Annotated in this window: 15 protein-coding genes; 5 read left to right on the top strand and 10 right to left on the bottom strand. The window is 71.0% G+C overall.

What is annotated here, in order from left to right:
- A partial coding sequence (locus VGN50_RS03895; RefSeq protein WP_327443337.1) for a bifunctional metallophosphatase/5'-nucleotidase occupies positions 1 to 1,805 on the bottom strand: 1,805 nt, incomplete at its 3' end.
- A gap of 89 nt (positions 1,806 to 1,894) precedes the next feature.
- Complete coding sequence (locus tag VGN50_RS03900; RefSeq protein ID WP_327443338.1) at positions 1,895 to 3,151, bottom strand: homogentisate 1,2-dioxygenase; 1,257 nt, start codon at positions 3,149 to 3,151, stop codon at positions 1,895 to 1,897.
- A gap of 88 nt (positions 3,152 to 3,239) precedes the next feature.
- Between VGN50_RS03900 and VGN50_RS03905 the strand changes: the two genes are divergently transcribed.
- Both VGN50_RS03905 and fahA read left to right on the top strand, forming a co-directional pair.
- Positions 3,240 to 4,103, top strand: coding sequence for a hypothetical protein (locus VGN50_RS03905; protein WP_327443339.1), 864 nt, complete (start codon positions 3,240 to 3,242; stop codon positions 4,101 to 4,103).
- Positions 4,100 to 5,329 carry a fumarylacetoacetase gene (gene fahA / locus VGN50_RS03910; protein WP_327443340.1) on the top strand — a complete coding sequence of 410 codons (1,230 nt, stop codon included), beginning with the start codon at positions 4,100 to 4,102 and terminating at the stop codon, positions 5,327 to 5,329. Before VGN50_RS03905 ends, fahA begins: the two co-directional genes overlap by 4 nt.
- A gap of 19 nt (positions 5,330 to 5,348) precedes the next feature.
- On the opposite strand, the gene VGN50_RS03915 is transcribed toward fahA, so the two are convergent.
- On the bottom strand, positions 5,349 to 6,221 hold the full coding sequence (locus tag VGN50_RS03915) for an RDD family protein (protein ID WP_327443341.1): 873 nt from the start codon (positions 6,219 to 6,221) through the stop codon (positions 5,349 to 5,351).
- 135 nt (positions 6,222 to 6,356) lie between these two features.
- On the opposite strand from VGN50_RS03915, the gene VGN50_RS03920 reads away from it, so the two are divergent.
- Positions 6,357 to 6,986 (top strand): hypothetical protein, encoded by a 630-nt coding sequence (locus VGN50_RS03920; RefSeq protein ID WP_327443342.1) that lies wholly within the window; start codon positions 6,357 to 6,359, stop codon positions 6,984 to 6,986.
- 21 nt (positions 6,987 to 7,007) lie between these two features.
- On the opposite strand, the gene hppD is transcribed toward VGN50_RS03920, so the two are convergent.
- Complete coding sequence (gene hppD / locus VGN50_RS03925; protein ID WP_327443343.1) at positions 7,008 to 8,228, bottom strand: 4-hydroxyphenylpyruvate dioxygenase; 1,221 nt, start codon at positions 8,226 to 8,228, stop codon at positions 7,008 to 7,010.
- 107 nt (positions 8,229 to 8,335) lie between these two features.
- Here hppD and VGN50_RS03930 point away from each other — a divergent pair, with 107 nt between their 5' ends.
- Complete coding sequence (locus VGN50_RS03930) at positions 8,336 to 8,830, top strand: Lrp/AsnC family transcriptional regulator (RefSeq protein WP_327443344.1); 495 nt, start codon at positions 8,336 to 8,338, stop codon at positions 8,828 to 8,830.
- Between the two features lie 16 nt (positions 8,831 to 8,846).
- On the opposite strand, the gene VGN50_RS03935 is transcribed toward VGN50_RS03930, so the two are convergent.
- From VGN50_RS03935 to VGN50_RS03955, 5 genes are all read right to left on the bottom strand, one after another.
- A complete protein-coding gene (locus VGN50_RS03935) occupies positions 8,847 to 9,056 on the bottom strand; it encodes a dodecin (RefSeq protein WP_327443345.1) in 210 nt (69 codons plus the stop codon).
- Positions 9,057 to 9,119: 63 nt separating this feature from the next.
- The gene (locus VGN50_RS03940; RefSeq protein ID WP_327443346.1) at positions 9,120 to 10,871 is read right to left on the bottom strand and encodes a DEAD/DEAH box helicase; all 1,752 of its coding nucleotides are present in this window, start codon (positions 10,869 to 10,871) and stop codon (positions 9,120 to 9,122) included.
- Positions 10,872 to 10,988: 117 nt separating this feature from the next.
- A complete protein-coding gene (locus VGN50_RS03945) occupies positions 10,989 to 11,294 on the bottom strand; it encodes a DUF3039 domain-containing protein (RefSeq protein WP_327443347.1) in 306 nt (101 codons plus the stop codon).
- A gap of 32 nt (positions 11,295 to 11,326) precedes the next feature.
- A complete protein-coding gene (locus VGN50_RS03950; RefSeq protein WP_327443348.1) occupies positions 11,327 to 11,881 on the bottom strand; it encodes a YqgE/AlgH family protein in 555 nt (184 codons plus the stop codon).
- Positions 11,882 to 11,965: 84 nt separating this feature from the next.
- The gene (locus VGN50_RS03955; RefSeq protein WP_327443349.1) at positions 11,966 to 14,185 is read right to left on the bottom strand and encodes a DEAD/DEAH box helicase; all 2,220 of its coding nucleotides are present in this window, start codon (positions 14,183 to 14,185) and stop codon (positions 11,966 to 11,968) included.
- A 331-nt stretch (positions 14,186 to 14,516) separates the two neighbouring features.
- Here VGN50_RS03955 and VGN50_RS03960 point away from each other — a divergent pair, with 331 nt between their 5' ends.
- Positions 14,517 to 15,542 carry an LLM class flavin-dependent oxidoreductase gene (locus VGN50_RS03960; protein ID WP_327443350.1) on the top strand — a complete coding sequence of 342 codons (1,026 nt, stop codon included), beginning with the start codon at positions 14,517 to 14,519 and terminating at the stop codon, positions 15,540 to 15,542.
- Here the strand turns inward: VGN50_RS03960 and VGN50_RS03965 are convergent.
- On the bottom strand, positions 15,507 to 16,982 hold the full coding sequence (locus VGN50_RS03965; RefSeq protein WP_327443351.1) for an NAD-dependent malic enzyme: 1,476 nt from the start codon (positions 16,980 to 16,982) through the stop codon (positions 15,507 to 15,509). The two genes, VGN50_RS03960 and VGN50_RS03965, sit on opposite strands and share 36 nt — an antisense overlap.
- Positions 16,983 to 17,021 lie beyond the last annotated feature (39 nt).

Genomic DNA, 17,021 nt, shown 5'->3' on the forward strand with positions numbered 1-17,021 from the left:
CCCGCCACGAGACGCCAGTGGTTGGCTGGGAACGTGCTCGGGTCGATGACACCTTGAGCGGCCACCCAGTCCACCAGAAGCTGCCGGATCTCCCGCTGGCCGTCGTAGACGACCGGCGCCACTGCGAGGGAGGCGAAGCCAGCGGTTCCGGACCGCCGACGGCTGTCCATGGCGACGACGACCTCGTCGGTGGGGTCGACGGGTTGGCCGCCGTAGCTCAGGTTGACGAGCCGGCTCCCCGCAGCCCTGGAGAGGTCGATGTCGTAGGTCAGGGCCGCATCGACACCGGCGAAGACGTCGTAGTCGGAGTCCGGCACCGGCAGCCCCGTGAGCACGCTGGTCGCTCCGGTGACGTCATCGGGGGTGAAGGGTCCCGGACCGTCGACGCTCCGGAAGTAGGCCGCAGACTGCTCGAGATACGCCATGAGGTCAGCCCCGCTCAGCCGAACCGCCAGCACCGTCCCCGTCGAGGGGTACAACGCGCCCACGTCACGCACGGTGACGTCACCTGAGGGGAGCCCGGCGTCACGGGCGAACGGCGCGGTCGCCGAGAGGAGCGGCAGGACCTCGTCGGGCGTCCCGGAGATCGCGTCCTTGACGGTCTGCCCCTGGACGTGGTTCACGAAGTCGAGCTCGTCCGAGTGCTCGAACCGGGCGGTCGCAGCGGACAGCGCCACTCGAGAGGTGCCGATGACCGAGTTGGCGTACGTCCGCACGACCGCATGGTCGTCGCCCAGCAGCCCGGTCATGGCTGAGTCCTCTGCGACGACGGCGGTATCGAGCAGGTGGCTGTGGGCTGCGGTCACGCGCCAACCATGCCGGGCCGGAGCCAGGTCGAGGTCGATGACCGACAGCCGCATCCCCAAGGCACGCGGCTGGGACAGCAGCACCCGCTTGCCCTTGGTCACCATGCTGTCGACGAGCTGCTCGCCGATCTCTGGGCCCGTGTCGGCGGCGACGGTGTGGCCCACCAGGACGGCATCGACGTCCGCGACCCGACGCGCCACGTCGAGCGCAGCGTTGTCCACGTCTGACACGCCGGGGCACAGCACGACGACGACATCGCAGCCGGCCGCTTTGAGTCTCGGCACCCAGTGCCGCGCCTGCTGCGTCACGTCGAGGAAGCTCAGCTGCCCCTCGACGCTCTCGTCGTCCCAGGCCGCGATCTGGGGTGTGACCAGGCCGAGGATTCCGACACTCACCGGCGTGGGTGCTCCGGTCAGCCGCAGATGCTTGATGACGTAGGGCGCGAAGGCAGGCGCCGATGTGGTCCAGTCCAGGGAGTTGGCGCACAGCAAAGGGAACTGGCACTGCGACTGGAACGCGCGCAGCATGTCAAGGCCGTAGTCGAGGTCGTGGCCGCCCACCGCCGCCGCGTCGTAGCCCATCAGGTTCATGGCGGCCGCCATGGGATGCACGTGGCCGCCGATCACGGGGTCCACGCGCGCGTAGAAGTGCGCCAGTAGCGTCCCCCTGACGATGCCGCCGCCGTCGACCAGCAGCGTGTTCGCGTAACCGCGCTCCTGCCGCACGGACGTCACGAGGCTGGAGACCTTGGCCAGCCCGATGTCGTTGCCCTCAGCGTCGTCGTACTCCGCGTCCACGTAGTAGTCCCAGTTGAACACGGCACCGCGGGTGTCCGTCGTGCCCAGCACGGACAGCCGGTATGACGTGCCTTTCGTTGCCGTGCTCGCAGCCACCGCGTTGGCCGGGGCCGCGAAGAACGCCGCCGTGGCGCTCGCGCCACCGACCAGCGCCAGCTCGAGAACTTCGCGGCGCGAGGGCGTTGAGCGACGAGGAGTCACCTGACCTCCGGAGGGCCTGTTGTCGCGCGGGTGCACGGCATACCAGGGGCGCCCGCCGCGTCCACACTGACGCGGCGGGACTCTCCAGACTAACCCCGGCCGTCGCCCCGTCGTCCAGCCTTGCCCCAGGAGAGGGCATACGTCCCGTCGTCGACGGCGATGCCACCCTCGCCGAGCTCCAGTGGACGGAAGGTGTCCACCATGACCGCAAGCTCGTCGAAGTACTCGATGCCGATGGAGGCCTCCGAGGCCCCCGGCTGCGGCCCGTGGGCATGTCCGCCAGGGTGCACGGAGACGGAGCCCTTGCCGATGCCGGACCCCTTGCGCGCCTCGTAGTCGCCGTCGACGTAGAACATGATCTCGTCGCTGTCGACGTTGGAGTGGTAGTACGGCACAGGGATCGACAGCGGGTGGTAGTCGACCTTGCGCGGCACGAAGTTGCAGATGACGAAGTTCCACCCCTCGAAGACCTGGTGGACCGGCGGGGGCTGGTGCACGCGTCCGGTGATGGGCTCGAAGTCGCGGACGTTGAAGGCGTACGGGTAGAGACAGCCGTCCCAGCCGACGACGTCGAGGGGGTGGAACGGCAGCGTATGGATGGTCCCGACGATGCCCGACGGGCCGTTCCCGCGGTGCTTGATGTACACCTCGGTCTCGTCGTCTGCCCCGGCATCCACGTCCTCGGCCAACAATGGGCCGGCCGGCGCCCGCAGGTCGCGCTCGCAGTACGGCGCGTGCTCGAGTAGCTGGCCGAACCTCGACAGGTACCGCTTCGGCGGCGTGATGTGGCTGTTGGCCTCGATGCAGTACGTTCGCAGCGGGTCCTTGGCGGAGCGCTTGGGGATCCAGCGGTGGGTCGTGGCTCGCGGGATCACGAGATAGTCGCCCTCGGCCACGTCGAAGGCTCCGAAGACGGTCTCGACGCGGGCGCGGCCCCTCTCGACGTACACGCACTCGTCACCGATCCCGTTGCGGTACCACGGGCTCGGCGCGCCGGCCACGGCATACGAGATGCGCACGTCACCGTTGCCGAGGACGAGGCGTCGCCCGGTCACCACGTCCGTGTCCTTGACCTCCTTGGCGGCAAAGAGGTCGTGGAGCTTGAGGTGACGCGGCTGGAGCGGGTGGTTGGGCGTGGTCGAGAGGTCCGGGAGGCTCCAGGCGCTTGCACTCAGGATCGTCGAGGGGACGTTGCGGTGATAGAGCAGCGAGGAGTCCGAGGAGAACCCCTCCTCCCCCATGAGCTCCTCGTAGTACAGCTCACCCTTGGCGCCGCGTCCGGCCGGGCGCCGGTGCTGGGTATGCCGCTTGGGGGGGATGCTGCCCTGGTGCTGGTAGTACGCCATCGCTCACTCTCTCGTCATTGAGGGCGGGCCCTTCATTGTGGTGAGGGGTGAGCCGAGCATGTCACAGGACGCGGGTAGCCTGCCCCCCATGACACTGACGTCGGGGGCCGTCGCCGACCGCCCCGCCGAGCCCGGCCTGTTCGCCGGTCTGGTCGACGACGCGGCCGTGTTCCCGCCCGGGAACGCACCCCTCGCGGACGCGGTGCGGCTGCACCGGCTCCACCGCACCAGCGCGTATGCAGCGTGTGTCGGCCCCCTACTCGTCCCCGCCGCCTCTGCCGACGACCTCGTCGCCCTGCTGGCGGCGGCGACGGAGCCAGATCCGTTGCGCGTGGCGGTGATCGGACGACCCGGCACCCCGGTCGAAGAGGTGGTCTCGGCGGTGCAGACCCTGCGTCGCGCTCCCCGCGCCGTCGTCGTGGGCGCCGAGATCGGGTGGTCCCCTGACTGGCGCGAGGCGGCGCTCGACGTGCCCCTCAGCCTGGAGGTGCCACGCGGGGCCACCCAGTCCGGGGCGCTGGCCGACATCGCCGCCGATGCGAGCGACTCGGACCTGCTGCAGGCCAAGTTCCGCACCGGCGCCACCCCTACCTGGGCATGGCCCGACGAGGCGGAGCTGGCGGCGTTCATCCGCGGCGCCGTCGACCACGACCTGGGCTTCAAGCTCACCGGGGGCCTGCACCATGCCGTCCGCGGCAACCATGCGGGCGAGGAGCAGCACGGCCTGCTCAACGTTCTCACCGCGGTCCGCTGGGCGCTCAACGGCGAAGAGGCCGACGAGCTGACCCCCCTGCTGGCCGAGCGCGACCCAGCGGAGCTCGTCAGTCACGTCACCCGCATGAGTGCCGCCGACGCGGCCATCGTCCGCGCCTTCTTCACGACCTACGGCTGCTGCGCGGTCACCGACCCGATCACCGAGCTCACCAGCCTCGGACTCATCGAAGGACCATGACCATGACTCTTGTGCCCGCACCCTGGCTCGACCTGCCTGCGGACCACCCCTTCGGGATCGACAACCTGCCCTACGGCGTCTTCTCGACAGCCACGCGCGGCCCCCGGGTGGCCGTGCGCGTCGGCGACCGGGTCCTCGACGCGGGCGCGTGCGCGGAGCAGGCGGGCATGGAGTCGGGCGAGGTCTGGCTGGCGCCGACGCTCAACCCGTTCCTGGCCCAGGGCCGCCAGGCGTGGGCCGCCGCAAGGGCCTTCCTGCAGGAGCAGCTGACGGACGAGCTCTACCGCGATGCCGTCGAGCCCTTCCTGGTGCCGCTCGGAGAGGTGCGGCTGCACCTGCCGTTCGAGGTCGCCGACTACGTCGACTTCTATGCCAGCGAGCACCACGCGACCAACATCGGCCGACTGTTCCGGCCCGACTCCGAGCCGCTCACCCCCAACTGGAAGCACCTTCCCATCGGCTACCACGGCCGGGCCGGCACCGTCGTCGTCTCGGGGACGGACGTCATCCGCCCGCAGGGGCAGCGACGAGCACCCGGCGAGGCCGCCCCCGTATTCGGTCCGAGCGTGCGCCTCGACATCGAGGCCGAGCTCGGCTTCGTCGTGGGTGACCGGACCCGGCTCGGCGAGCGCGTCGACGTGGACCGCGCAGATGACCACCTGTTCGGGGTCGTCCTGCTCAACGACTGGAGCGCGCGCGACATCCAAGCCTGGGAGTACGTGCCGCTCGGACCGTTTCTCGGCAAGTCCTTCGCCACCTCGATCTCTCCCTGGGTGGTCACCATGGACGCACTCGCCGAGGCTCGGGTCGACCTGCCCGGCCAGGATCCCGAGCCACTGGGCTACCTGCGCGGTGCGCACGCTCCATACGGGCTGGACGTGCACTACGAGGTCGAGCTCAACGGCACGGTGGTCTCCCGTCCCGAGTACCGCGACCTCTACTGGTCGCCCGCCCAGATGCTGGCTCATCTGACGGTCAACGGCGCCTCGCTGCGGCCAGGCGACCTCTTCGGCTCCGGCACCATCTCCGGTGCAGCCAAGCAGACCCGCGGCAGCCTGCTCGAGCTGTCGTGGAACGGCGCCGAGCCCCTCACGCTCGAGGACGGCACGACCAGGTCCTTCCTCGAGGACGGCGACCAGGTCACACTGCGTGCGTGGGCGCCGGGTCCAGCTGGAGCCAGGGTCGGCCTCGGCGAGGTGACCGGGACCATCGTTCCGGCCCACTGAGGCACAGGGGTACTGAGGCCTAGCGGCGGGGCTGCTCCCCCACGACGACCACGGTGCCGGCCACCTTGTCATGGAGGGCCTGGCGGTTGGGGTCCCACGACGGCCACAGCAGGTCCAGTGCCCGGCCGATCAGGCCGAGCACGCCCACCAGCGTCACCAGCTCGACCAGGAACAGCCCCACGGGCAGGGCGATGCGCCGGGCGACGACCCCGGCTGGGGGCGGCCCGGGCCGCTCACGCAGCCGCACGCTGATACCGACGGCGGCCTTGCCGGGGGTGCGGCCCGACCGGGTGAGGAAGAACAGCTGGTATGCCGCGAACACGGCGATGCCGATGAGGGAGAAGATCGTCAGGGCCCCCCGGTCGATACTCGCCGCGAGCGCAGCGAAGTCGGGCTGCTGCCCGGGCTGGGCCTGGTTCATCATCGAGCTGAGCTGGTCGACGTAGCTCGACAGGGCCTTGAAGGCGAAGTACGAACCAAGCACACCCCCGATGACGGCCTGGATGAGCCAGTCGATGAGGAAGGCACCCACGCGCTGCCCGTAGCTCGCGAGAGGCTGGCCGTCGGGCGTGGCGGGGCGTCCCCACGATCCCGGGTAGGCCGGAGCGCTCCACTGCGGCGGCTGCTGGGGCGCGCCGGGGAGCTGCTGGTAGGGGGCCTGCTGCTGGCCGGGCTGCACCTGCCTCGGCTGGCCCGGCTGGCCCGGGTACTGGGGCGGGTGTCCCTGTCCCGGGTACTGCTGCTGTCCTGGCTGAACCTGGCCTCCCTCGAGCCCGCTGGACCGGGTGACGCGAGGGGCGGTGTGGCTCGTCCAGATCACGCCGTCGAAGTAGCGCAGCTGGGTGGAATCGGCGGGGTCGTCGAACCAGCCGGCGTGCGAGGGCATGGACATGCCCTCAGCCTCTCACGCCCAGCGCACCAGAACGGGCACGTTGGGCGACGCTCGTCGGCGCTGTCCCCGCTCTTTGCAGCCGCGTCGGACTCGTTGCCTGGCGTCCGGGCGAGCACTACGTTGAGGTTCCGGGCGGTGAGGTTGCCCGCTGGCCCGGGACTGAGCGTCTCCGGTCCGGCCACCGCGAAGGTCACCCCGTCGACCGCGAGCCCCCACGCCATCAAGACGTCGCCCTACGTCGCGCTGGGCGACAGCTACTCCTCCGCCGCCGGGGTCTCCCCGTTCGTCGCCGACGCACCCCCCGACGTGCAGCCGCTCGATGCTCAACCACGCCCACGACATGGCGGCGCCGACGATGCCGTCTTCGTCAGCTCGCTCTTCGGGTGTGCCACGGTCTCCGCGACGGACGTCTTGGGAAACCCGTGCCAGCAGATGTACGGGACCACGTTCACCGACCAGATCGTCAACCAGACCTACCCACACCTGGTCGCCGCGCTGACCGCGGTGCGCCAGAAGGCCCTGCGGCGACCGTGGTCATCCTGGGCTCCCCGCAGATCCTGCCGTCCGTCAGCAAGTCGGCCCAGCAGACCGGAGCGCGGTTCGTCGACATGTCCGGCCAGCTCGACCGGTCACGAGGCCTGCCAGCCCACCGGCGCCCGGTGGGTCCAGCCGGCGATCGCCCCCGTCAACGCCTTCCCGGTCCAGCCCAACGCGACTGGCGAGGCCGCGATGGCGGGGCGGACCCTGCTGTCGCTGGGGCGCTGACGCCGCTGGGGCGCTGACGCCTCAGAGGTTGCCTCGGGCGTCCTGCTCGCGCTCGATCGCCTCGAACAGCGCCTTGAAGTTGCCCTTGCCGAAGCCCAGCGACCCGTGCCGCTCGATGATCTCGAAGAAGACGGTCGGCCGGTCCCCGAGCGGCTTGGTGAAGATCTGCAGGAGATAGCCGTCCTCGTCACGGTCGACCAGGATCTTGCGGCTCTGCAGCTCCTCGATGGGCACGCGCACCTCGCCGATGCGAGCGCGCAGCTCAGGGTCCTCGTAGTAGGAGTCCGGAGTGTCGAGGAACTCGATCCCGTTGGCGCGCAGCTCGTCGACCGTGCGCAGGATGTCTCCCGTGGCGAGCGCGAGGTGCTGGGCTCCCGGGCCGTTGTAGAACTCCAGGTACTCGTCGATCTGCGACTTCCGCTTGGCCACGGCAGGCTCGTTGAGGGGGAACTTCACCCGGTGGTTGCCGTTCGCGACGACCTTGGACATCAGGGCCGAGTAGTCGGTGGCGATGTCGTCACCGATGAACTCGGCCATGTTCACGAAGCCCATGACGCGGTTGTAGAACTGCACCCACTCGTCCATCTTGCCGAGCTCGACGTTGCCGACGATGTGGTCGAGCGCCTGGAACAACCGCTTGGGGGCGCCGTCGCGCTTGACCCAGGTCGACTCCTTGGCGACGTACCCAGGCAGGTACGGGCCGTCATACCGGCTGCGGTCCACGAGGGTGTGCACGGTCTCGCCGTAGGTGGCGATCGAGGCGATGCGGACAGTGCCGTGCTCGTCGGTCAGGTCCTCCGCGTCCCGGACCACGCGCGCGCCGGCCGCCTTGGCCTGGGCCACGCACCGGTCCACGTCGGGCACCTCCAGCGAGATGTCGACGACGCCGTCACCATGCTTGGCGTGGTGGGCGATGAGCGGGCTGTCGGGGCTGACGGCGCCGTTGACCACGAACCGGATCGAGCCCGACTTGAGCACGAACGACTTGTGGTCGCGCTGGCCGTTCTCGGGGCCGGAGTACGCCACGAGCTCCATGCCCCAGGCGGACTGGTAGTAGTGCGCCGTCTGCGTGGCGTTGCCGACGACGAAGACGATGGCATCCCACCCCGTGACCGGGAACGGGTCCTTGCTCTGGTCGTACTCGACGAGCCCGACCAGCTGCTTGAGCTGCTCGAGGTCGAGGCTGGCCTCGCGCTCCTGGGGGGTGAGGTCGAGGGCGGTGGGGCGGGTCTCCGTCGTCATGCCTGGAGCGTGTCGCGTGGCACTTCGCTGTGCAACTGTATGCCGCCGCGCTGCGCAGTCTGCGCAGAATGGCCGCCCCTGGCGCCGATTTAGTGGACACTGTGTCCATGACGATCGATGCGCTGGACGGCCGCCTGCTGGTGCTGTTCTCCGAGCAGCCGCAGATCGGGGTCCTCGGCGCCTCCCGCGAGCTGGGCGTGGCCCGGGGCACCGTCCAGGCGCGGCTCGACCGTCTCGTGGAGCGAGGGGTGATCCGCTCATGGTCGCCGCAGCTGGACCCGGCGGCCATGGGTTACCCGGTGTCGGCCTTCTGCACCCTGGAGATCCGGCAGGGCCGGGGCCACTCCCCCGTGGTGGAGCACCTCTCCGGCATACCCGAGGTTCTGGAGGCCCACACCATCACCGGCTCCGGCGACCTGTTCATCCACATCGTGGCGCGCGACAACGCGGACCTGCAGCGGGTGATCGACGCCGTCGTCGACGACGAGCACGTCATCCGGGCCAACACGGCCATCTCGCTGGCGACCAGGATCCCCCTACGCACGCTGCCCCTCGTCGAGGCGGCGGCGCAGGCTGCGCCACGGACGGCGTCGCGACACTAGCGACGGCGCCCGCTGCTCACTCCTCCAGGCGGAAGCCCAGCTTGACGGTCACCTGCCAGTGCGCGACCGCGCCGTCGCCGATCTGGCCGCGCACGCTCTGCACCTCGAACCAGTCGAGGTTGCGCAGCGTCTTCGAGGCCTGGGTGACCGCGTTCGACACCGCTGCATCGATGCCGTCCGGTGAGGTCCCGACGACCTCGCTGATCGAGTACACGTGGTTGGCCATCGCGCTGCTCCGTCCTCGGCGGCCTCGTGCCGCCGACGGGCCCACGCTAGCGCGCGTCGTGGCTCAGCGACGCCCCACGAACCAGGCTCGAATGCGCTCGATCCGGGCGCCCACCTGCTCGGAGGTGGCTTCGTCCAGCGCCGGGCCACCGCAGGCGCGCCGCAGGTCGTGGTGCACGACCGCGTGGGGCGACCCCGTCTTGCGTGCATAGGCGGAGACAAGCTTGTTGAGCTCCTGCCGCTGCGCGGCGAGCGCGCGGTGCGCCGACACGGCCTGGTCGGCGCGGCGAGGGCGACGGGTGCTCTGGGCGGTCTGCCGCTCGTGCAGGAGCGTCGCCACCTGGTCGGGCTCGAGCAGGCCGGGCAGCCCGAGGTACTCCTGCTCCTCGTCGGAGCCGACCGAGGCGTTGAGCCCGAACTGCCGGGCGTCGAAAAGCACGTGGTCGAACTCGGCGTCGGACTCCAGTGCCTCGAAGCTCCGCTCGTCGAGGTCGGGCGTGCGCGTCGTGCGGTTCGCAGCCGAGAGGAGCGCGTCCTCCTCGGCCCACATCGAGGCCTCCGAGGACTCCGTCTTCGGACGGTCCAGCGCGTGGTCCCGCTCCTCCTCCAGACGCGCCGCGTGCTCGAGGATCACCGGCACCGAGGGCAGGAAGACCGAGGCCGTCTCCCCGCGCCGGCGAGCGCGGACGAACCGGCCGACGGCCTGCGCGAAGAACAACGGCGTCGAGGTGGAGGTGGCGTAGACACCCACGCAGAGCCGAGGCACGTCCACGCCCTCGGACACCATCCGGACCGCGACCATCCAGCGGGCCTCGCTCGACGCGAACTCCTCGATCCGGGCCGAGGAGCCCGCGTCGTCGGACAGGACCAGGGTCGGCTTCACCCCGGTGATCGACTCGAGCGTGCGGGCATAGGCGCGCGCGGCCGTCTGGTTGGAGGCGATGACCAGGCCACCGGCGTCGGGGACCCCGCGCCGCACCTCGGTCAGCCGCTTGTCGGCCGCCGCCAGCACCGAGGGGATCCACTCACCCTTGGGGTCCAGCGCCGTGCGCCACGCGTGCGCCATGGCGTCCTTCGTGAGGGGCTCGCCCAGGCGGGCGGCGACCTCGTCACCGGCGCGCGTGCGCCACCGCATCGCGCCGCCGTAGGCGAGGAACAGCACGGGCCGCACGACACCGTCACGCAACGCCTCGGCATACCCGTAGGTGTAGTCGGCCGCCGAACGGCGGATGCCGTCCCTGCCCTCTGCATAGGTGACGAAAGGGATCGGCGAGGTATCGGAGCGGAACGGGGTGCCGGTCAGGGCTAGGCGGCGGGTGGCCGGCTCGAACGCCTCACGGATGGCGTCGCCCCAGGAGAGGTTGTCGCCGCCGTGGTGGACCTCGTCGAGGATCACCAGCGTGGGCGTGACCTCGGTGCGGGTCCGGTGCAGGGACGGCCGGCTCGCGACCTGGGCGTAGGTCAGGGCGACGCCGTCGTACTCGCTGGAGTGCCGGGCCGAGGAGTTCGAGAAAGCGGGGTCCAGATGGATGCCCACCCGCGCGGCGGCGTCGGCCCACTGGGTCTTGAGGTGCTCGGTGGGGGCCACGACGGTGACGGCCTCGATGATGCCGCGGTCGAGCAGCTCGGTGGCGAGCCGCAGGGCGTAGGTGGTCTTGCCCGCCCCCGGCGTGGCGACCGCGAGGAAGTCCTGCGGGGTGGCCCTGAGGTATGCCGCAAGCGCAGCCTGCTGCCACGCGCGCAGCTTGGACGCCGTGCCCCACGCCGCCCGCTCCGGGAAGGCTGGTGAGAGGTGGGAGGCGGCGGCGGTACTCATAGGCCCGCCACGATAACCGTTGCGGTGGCTCGACATGCCGAGGCCCCGGCGTCTGAGCCGGGGCCTCGGGGGTGTGCTAGAGCGTGTCGGCACCGGTGCCGGAACGCCTGCTCGGGATCAGTCGTCGCCGCCGTCCTGCGGAGCGCGCAGGCCGTCGTAGATCTCCTTGCAGGTCGGACACACGGGGAACTTCTTCGGGTCGCGGCCGGGCACCCAGACCTTGCCGCACAGCGCCACGACGGGCTCTCCGGACAGAGCGCTCTCGAGGATCTTCTCCTTGCGCACGTAGTGCGAGAAGCGCTCGTGGTCGCCAGGCTCCTGCAGCTGCTCCTCGACCTGCTCACGCTCGAGCACCGCCGTCTGGGTAGCGGGCTGCGCTCCAGGCGCCAGCGGGTCGTCCAGGGGGATCGAGGGGTCGCTCATGGTCGCAGTGTATGCCGCGGCCAGGTGAGGCCTCAGTTCATCTCCGGGTCCTCGGGGAAGGTGGCGACGAACGCGAGATGGTCGCGCTGACGGCGCAGCACCCGCTGCCACAGGGCCGCCGGAGCATCCGTGAAGGCATCACGCCCCTCGGCCTCCACGACGAACCAGCTGCCCGACTCGACCTCACCCTCGAGCTGGCCGGGTGACCACCCGGCATACCCGGCGAAGATCCGCAGGCCGGCGACCTCCGGCACCACCAGCGCGGGAGGCGTGTCGAGGTCCAGCAGGCCGATGCCCCCGAACAGCCGCTTGACCCCCATCGGCTCGACGTCGCCGGGAACCGTCACCAGCCCCAGGGCGCTGTCGAGGCCGACCGGACCGCCTTCGAAGAGGACGGCCGGGGCAGTGGCGTGCGGCTGCCAGTCCGGTAGGACGGCGTCGATGCGGGCCTCCATCGGCCGGTTGAGCACCACCCCCTGCGCGCCCTCGGCGTCGTGGTGCAGCAGTAGGACGACAGACCGGTGGAAGACGCCCCCCTCGATCTGCGGCGTCGAGACGAGCAGTCTGCCCGACAGGTCGTGGTCCACGAGTCCATTGTGCCCGTGCACGTCAAAGCCCCGGTCCCAGGGACCGGGGCTTCGACTGTTCGGGTGATGCCGGGGGTGCTGAGGTCAGTCGCGCGAACCGCGCGTGTACCCGCCACGGTCGGCGCGCTCGCCGCCGTAGGACCGTCCGCCCTGACGGGGTCCACGAGCGCCCTCACCGCGAGGGCCACCGGTGCGCGGACCTGCGCTGCGCGGGCCGCTGGAGCGGGGCCCGCCCGTGCGCGGGCCGCCGTGGCCACCGGCGTAGCCACCGCTGCGACGACCGCGCTTCTCGCCCTCGAGCACCCGTCGGACCTGGTCCTCGGGCACCGGGACCCCGCTGGGAGCGGAGGCGCCGGTCGCGGCGAGCCGCTCGTCACCGGGGACGGCCTTGGTGGGCATGGCATCGATGCCGGCCTCGCGCGCCATCCGCTCCATCGTGCGGCGCTGGTGCGGCAGCGCGAGCGTGACCACGGTGCCCTTGTCACCGGCGCGGGCGGTGCGCCCGGAACGGTGCAGGTAGTCCTTGTGGTCGGCCGGCGGGTCGACCTGCAGGACGACCGAGACGTCGTCGACGTGGATCCCGCGAGCCGCGACATCGGTGGCCACCAGGACCGGGAGCGAGCCGTCGCGGAACGCGCCGAGCACCCGGTTGCGGGCGCCCTGACCCAGGCCGCCATGGAGGGCCGCGGCGAACACGCCCTGCTCGCGGAGCTGGAGCGCGACGCGGTCGGCGCCGAGCTTGGTCCGCACGAACACGACGGTGCGACCGGCGCGGTTGGCCACCTCGGCCGTGATGGTCTTCTTGTGCATGGGGTCGATGAGCAGCACGTGGTGCTCCATCGTCGTGACGGACGCCTTGGCATCATCCGTCGAGTGCGTCACCGGGTCGGTGAGGTAGCCCTCGACGAGCTTGTCGACACCCTTGTCGAGGGTGGCCGAGAAGAGCATGCGCTGGCCGCCCTCGGGCATGCGGTCCAGGATCGCCGTGACCTCGGGCATGAAGCCCATGTCGGCCATGTGGTCGGCCTCGTCGAGGACGGCGATCTGGATGTCGCCGAGCTGCACGGCCTCACGCTCGATGAGGTCCTTGAGTCGGCCGGGGGTGGCGATCAGCAGGTCGACGCCACGGTTGAGGGCGTTGATCTGGGTCGTGTAGGACAGTCCGCCCGCAACGAGCTTGTGGCGCAACCCGAGGACGTGGACGAGGGGCTCGAGAGCGTCGGACACCTGCATGGCCAGCTCACGGGTCGGCACCATGATCAGGGCATGCGGGCGGCGCGGGGACGCCTTGGGTCCGTCCGCCAGGCGCGACAGCAGCGGCAGGCCGAAGGCCAGCGTCTTGCCGGAGCCGGTCTGCCCACGGCCCAGGACGTCCTTGCCGGCGAGCGCGTCGGGGATGGTGGCCGCCTGGATGGGGAACGGCGCGGTGATGCCGTCACGGGCCAGCCGCTCGACGATGCGCTCGGTCAGCCCAAGCCCGGCGAAGCCGTTGTCGGCGTCGATGGTCACCGGACCGTCGACGCTCTTGCGGGTGGCCTTCACCCAGGTGTCGGCCTCCATGCGCTCGGACTCGGGGTCCGGCTGCGCCTCGAAGCGCGGGGCGCGGTCGCTGCGCTCGAAGCGCCGAGGACCGCGGTCGTCGCGGCTGCCGTAGCTGCGCGCCGGGCGGTCGTCGCGGCTGCCGTAGCTGCGCGCCGGCCGGTCGTCGCGGTTGAACTGGCGCGGCCCGCGGTTGTCGTCGCGGTTGAACTGGCGGGGGGCGCGGTCGTCGCGGTTGAGCTGGCGGGGGGCGCGGTCGTCGCGGTCGGAGCGGTTCATGGGACGGTCCTCACGGTTGAACTGACGAGGACCACGGTTGTCGTCTCGGTCGAATCGACGGGCTGGACGCTCGTCACGGTTGCTGAAGGTGCGGGCCGGGCGGTCGTCGCGGCTGCCGTAGCTGCGCGCCGGGCGGTCGTCGCGGCTGCCGTAGCTGCGCGCGGGGCGGTCGTCACGGTCGAAGCTGCGGGCGGGACGCTCACTGCGGTCGAACTCGCGGCGCTGGGGACGCTCGCCGCGGTCGAACTCGCGCCGCTGCGGGCGCTCATCACGGTCGTAGCTGCGGGCGGGACGCTCGCTGCGGGCGGGACGCTCGTTGTCGCGAGCCGGGCGGGCGGCATACGGCTTGCTGCTGGACGCGCGGCCGGGGGCGGCCGAGGCGGACTGGCCGCGGTGGGCCTTCTTGGGGCCGTTCTTCGCCGCAGCCTTCTGGTCTGGGGTCCACCGGGCCTTTTTGGGCGCGCCGGATCGCAGGTTCTTGGGCACAGATATTCAACTCACTTCAGGTACTCGAGTAGACGCGCCTCGAGCCACCTGGCGAGGGGGCGAAGAAGACGAGCCTCAGGCCTCAACGGCCCGGTGGACCGGATCGACAGTTGTCATCCGGTGGGTCTCAGTCGGAGTAGGAAAGAATCGGATGTGGCCGCTCTGCCACTGTTGGCGCTGCCAGGCGCCGCCGAACTGAGCCGGACCAGTCTAGCAGCGTCGTCGCGTGTCCCCGACCACCGCGAGGGGCGACCGCCAAGGGCGACCTCGGACCGTCCGAGAGGGCGCAGGTCATGGAATCGCCGCCCGCCCCGCCGTGTTGGCTACCGGTGTGACCGTCACCCCTGCGCGACCCCTGTCCCTGCTCGACTTCGTCGACGTCCCAGCGGGGTTGAGCGCCCAGGACGCGATCGCCCGCAGCGCGCAGGTGGCGCAGGCTGCGGACCGGCTGGGGTTCGCCCGCTACTGGATCAGCGAGCACCACAGCTTCGCCGGGCTGGCGAGCAGCTCACCGGAGATCCTCATCGCCCATCTCGCCGGCCTGACCCGCGGTATCCGGGTCGGGGCCGCCGGCATCATGCTGCCGAACCACTCCCCGCTCAAGGTCGCCGAGTGGTTCAAGACGCTGGAGATGCTGCACCCAGGACGGATCGACCTCGGCCTCGGGCGCGCCCCGGGCACCGACCAGCTCACGGCCTTTGCACTGCGCCGGTCGCGCGAGGCGCTGACCGCCGACGACTTCCCGCAGCAGGCGGCGGAGCTCATCGCGTTCCTGTCCGACTCGTGGCCGGAGGACCATCCCTTCCGGTCGGTGCTGGCCACTCCGGTCGTCGACACCAACCCCGAGCTGCTGATGTTGGGCTCCAGCGGCTGGGGTTCGGCGTTCGCCGCGGTGAACGGCATGACGACGGTGTTCGCCCACCACATGGCCCCCGAGCTCGCCGTCGATGCGCTGCGCGCCTATCGACAGGCCTTCCGGCCCGGCCCCTTCGGCGACACCCCGCGGGTCATCATCTCGGTCCTCGCCCTGGCCACCGAGGACGAGGACGTCGCCGAGGACTTCCGGGCCGGCTGGGCGCTGCAGATGCAGCGCATCCGCAGTGGGCAGACGACGCGGCCCAGCGCCGCCGAGATCCGTGAGTTCCGCCTCTCCGAGGCGTACGAGCGGATCGCCCCCTCGTTGCAGGGCCGGGTGTATGCCGGGCCGCCGGCCGACGTCGCCAAGGGCCTCACGGCGTTGGCCGACGAGGCCGGCGCCGACGAGATCACGCTGGTCGCGCCGACCCCGGACCTGGGCGCGAAACTGCGCAGCCTCGAGCTGCTAGGCGATGAGCTCGGGCTCGCCGCTCGCGTCTGAGGGGTCCCCGTCGAGAGACTGACGCTCGGCCGCCTCGGGGGTCATCCCCAACGCCGCGGCCTTGACCGCCGCCGCCACCACCTTGGACACGTCGGGGTGGAAGACGCTCGGGATGATGTATGCCGGGTTGAGCTCGTCAGGGTGGACGACGTCCGCCAGCGCGGTGGCAGCCGCCAGCATGACGTCCTCGTCGATGGAGGTGGAGGCAGCGTCGAGCAGGCCCCGGAACACCCCCGGGAAGACCAGGACGTTGTTGATCTGGTTGGCGAAGTCCGAGCGCCCGGTCGCGACGACGGCCGCATGCTGCGCGGCGGCGATGGGGTCCACCTCGGGCTCGGGGTTCGCCATGGCGAAGACGATGGCGCCGTCGTTCATCGTGGCGATGTCGTCACCGGTCAGGATGCCCGGTGCCGAGACCCCGATGAACACGTCCGCGCCGGCGACGGCCTCGCGCAGGGTGCCCGTGACGCCGCGGTGGTTGGTGTGGGCGGCCGACCAGGCGAGCGCGGGCTGCTGGCCGGACGCGATGTCCTCGCGGTCCGGGTGGAGGACGCCGAGCTGGTCGGCCACCACGACATCGGTGGCGCCCGCCTTGAGCAGCAGCTTGAGAATCGCCGTGCCCGCCGCGCCCGCGCCCGACATGACCACGCGGCATTCGCTGAGCTCCTTGCCGACCACTCGCAGGGCGTTGCGCAGGGCCGCCAGCGTGACGATCGCCGTGCCGTGCTGGTCGTCGTGGAACACCGGGATGTCCAGCTCCTCGCGCAGCCGAGCCTCGATCTCGAAGCAGCGGGGCGCCGAGATGTCCTCGAGGTTGATGCCGGCGAAGACCGGGCTGATGGCCTTGACGGTCGCGATGATCTCCTCGGTGTCCTGGGTGTCGAGGCAGATCGGGAAGGCGTCGATGTCGGCGAACCGCTTGAACAGCGCCGCCTTGCCCTCCATGACCGGGAGGGCGCCGAGCGGGCCGATGTTGCCCAGTCCCAGGACGGCCGAACCGTCGGTGACCACGGCGACGGTGTTGCGCTTGATGGTCAGGCGGCGCGCGTCGGCGGGGTTCTTGGCGATCGCCATGCAGACGCGCGCCACCCCCGGCGTGTAGATCAGCGACAGGTCGTCTCGGTTGCGGATCGGGACCTTGGACTCGATCTTGAGCTTGCCGCCCAGATGCACCAGGAAGGTGCGGTCGGACACCTTGCCGATCTCGACGCCGTGGACCCCGCGCATCGCCTCGACGAGCTCGTCGGCGTGGGTGGTGTCCCTGGCCGCCGCCGTCACGTCGACGCGCAGCCGGTCCGGACCCGAGGCCGTGACGTCGAGACCGGTCACGAGGCCGCCACCATGCTCGATCACACCGGTGAGCTCGGAGACCGCGGTGGCGCGGGCGGGCAGCGTCAGTCGGACGGTGATGGAGTTGGACACGGACGGCAGGGCGGTCATGGTCGCATTGTGGCCACTACTCGGGGGTAGGCCGAAATG

This window comes from Pedococcus sp. (genome assembly GCF_036000045.1).
Lineage (GTDB): Bacteria > Actinomycetota > Actinomycetes > Actinomycetales > Dermatophilaceae > Pedococcus.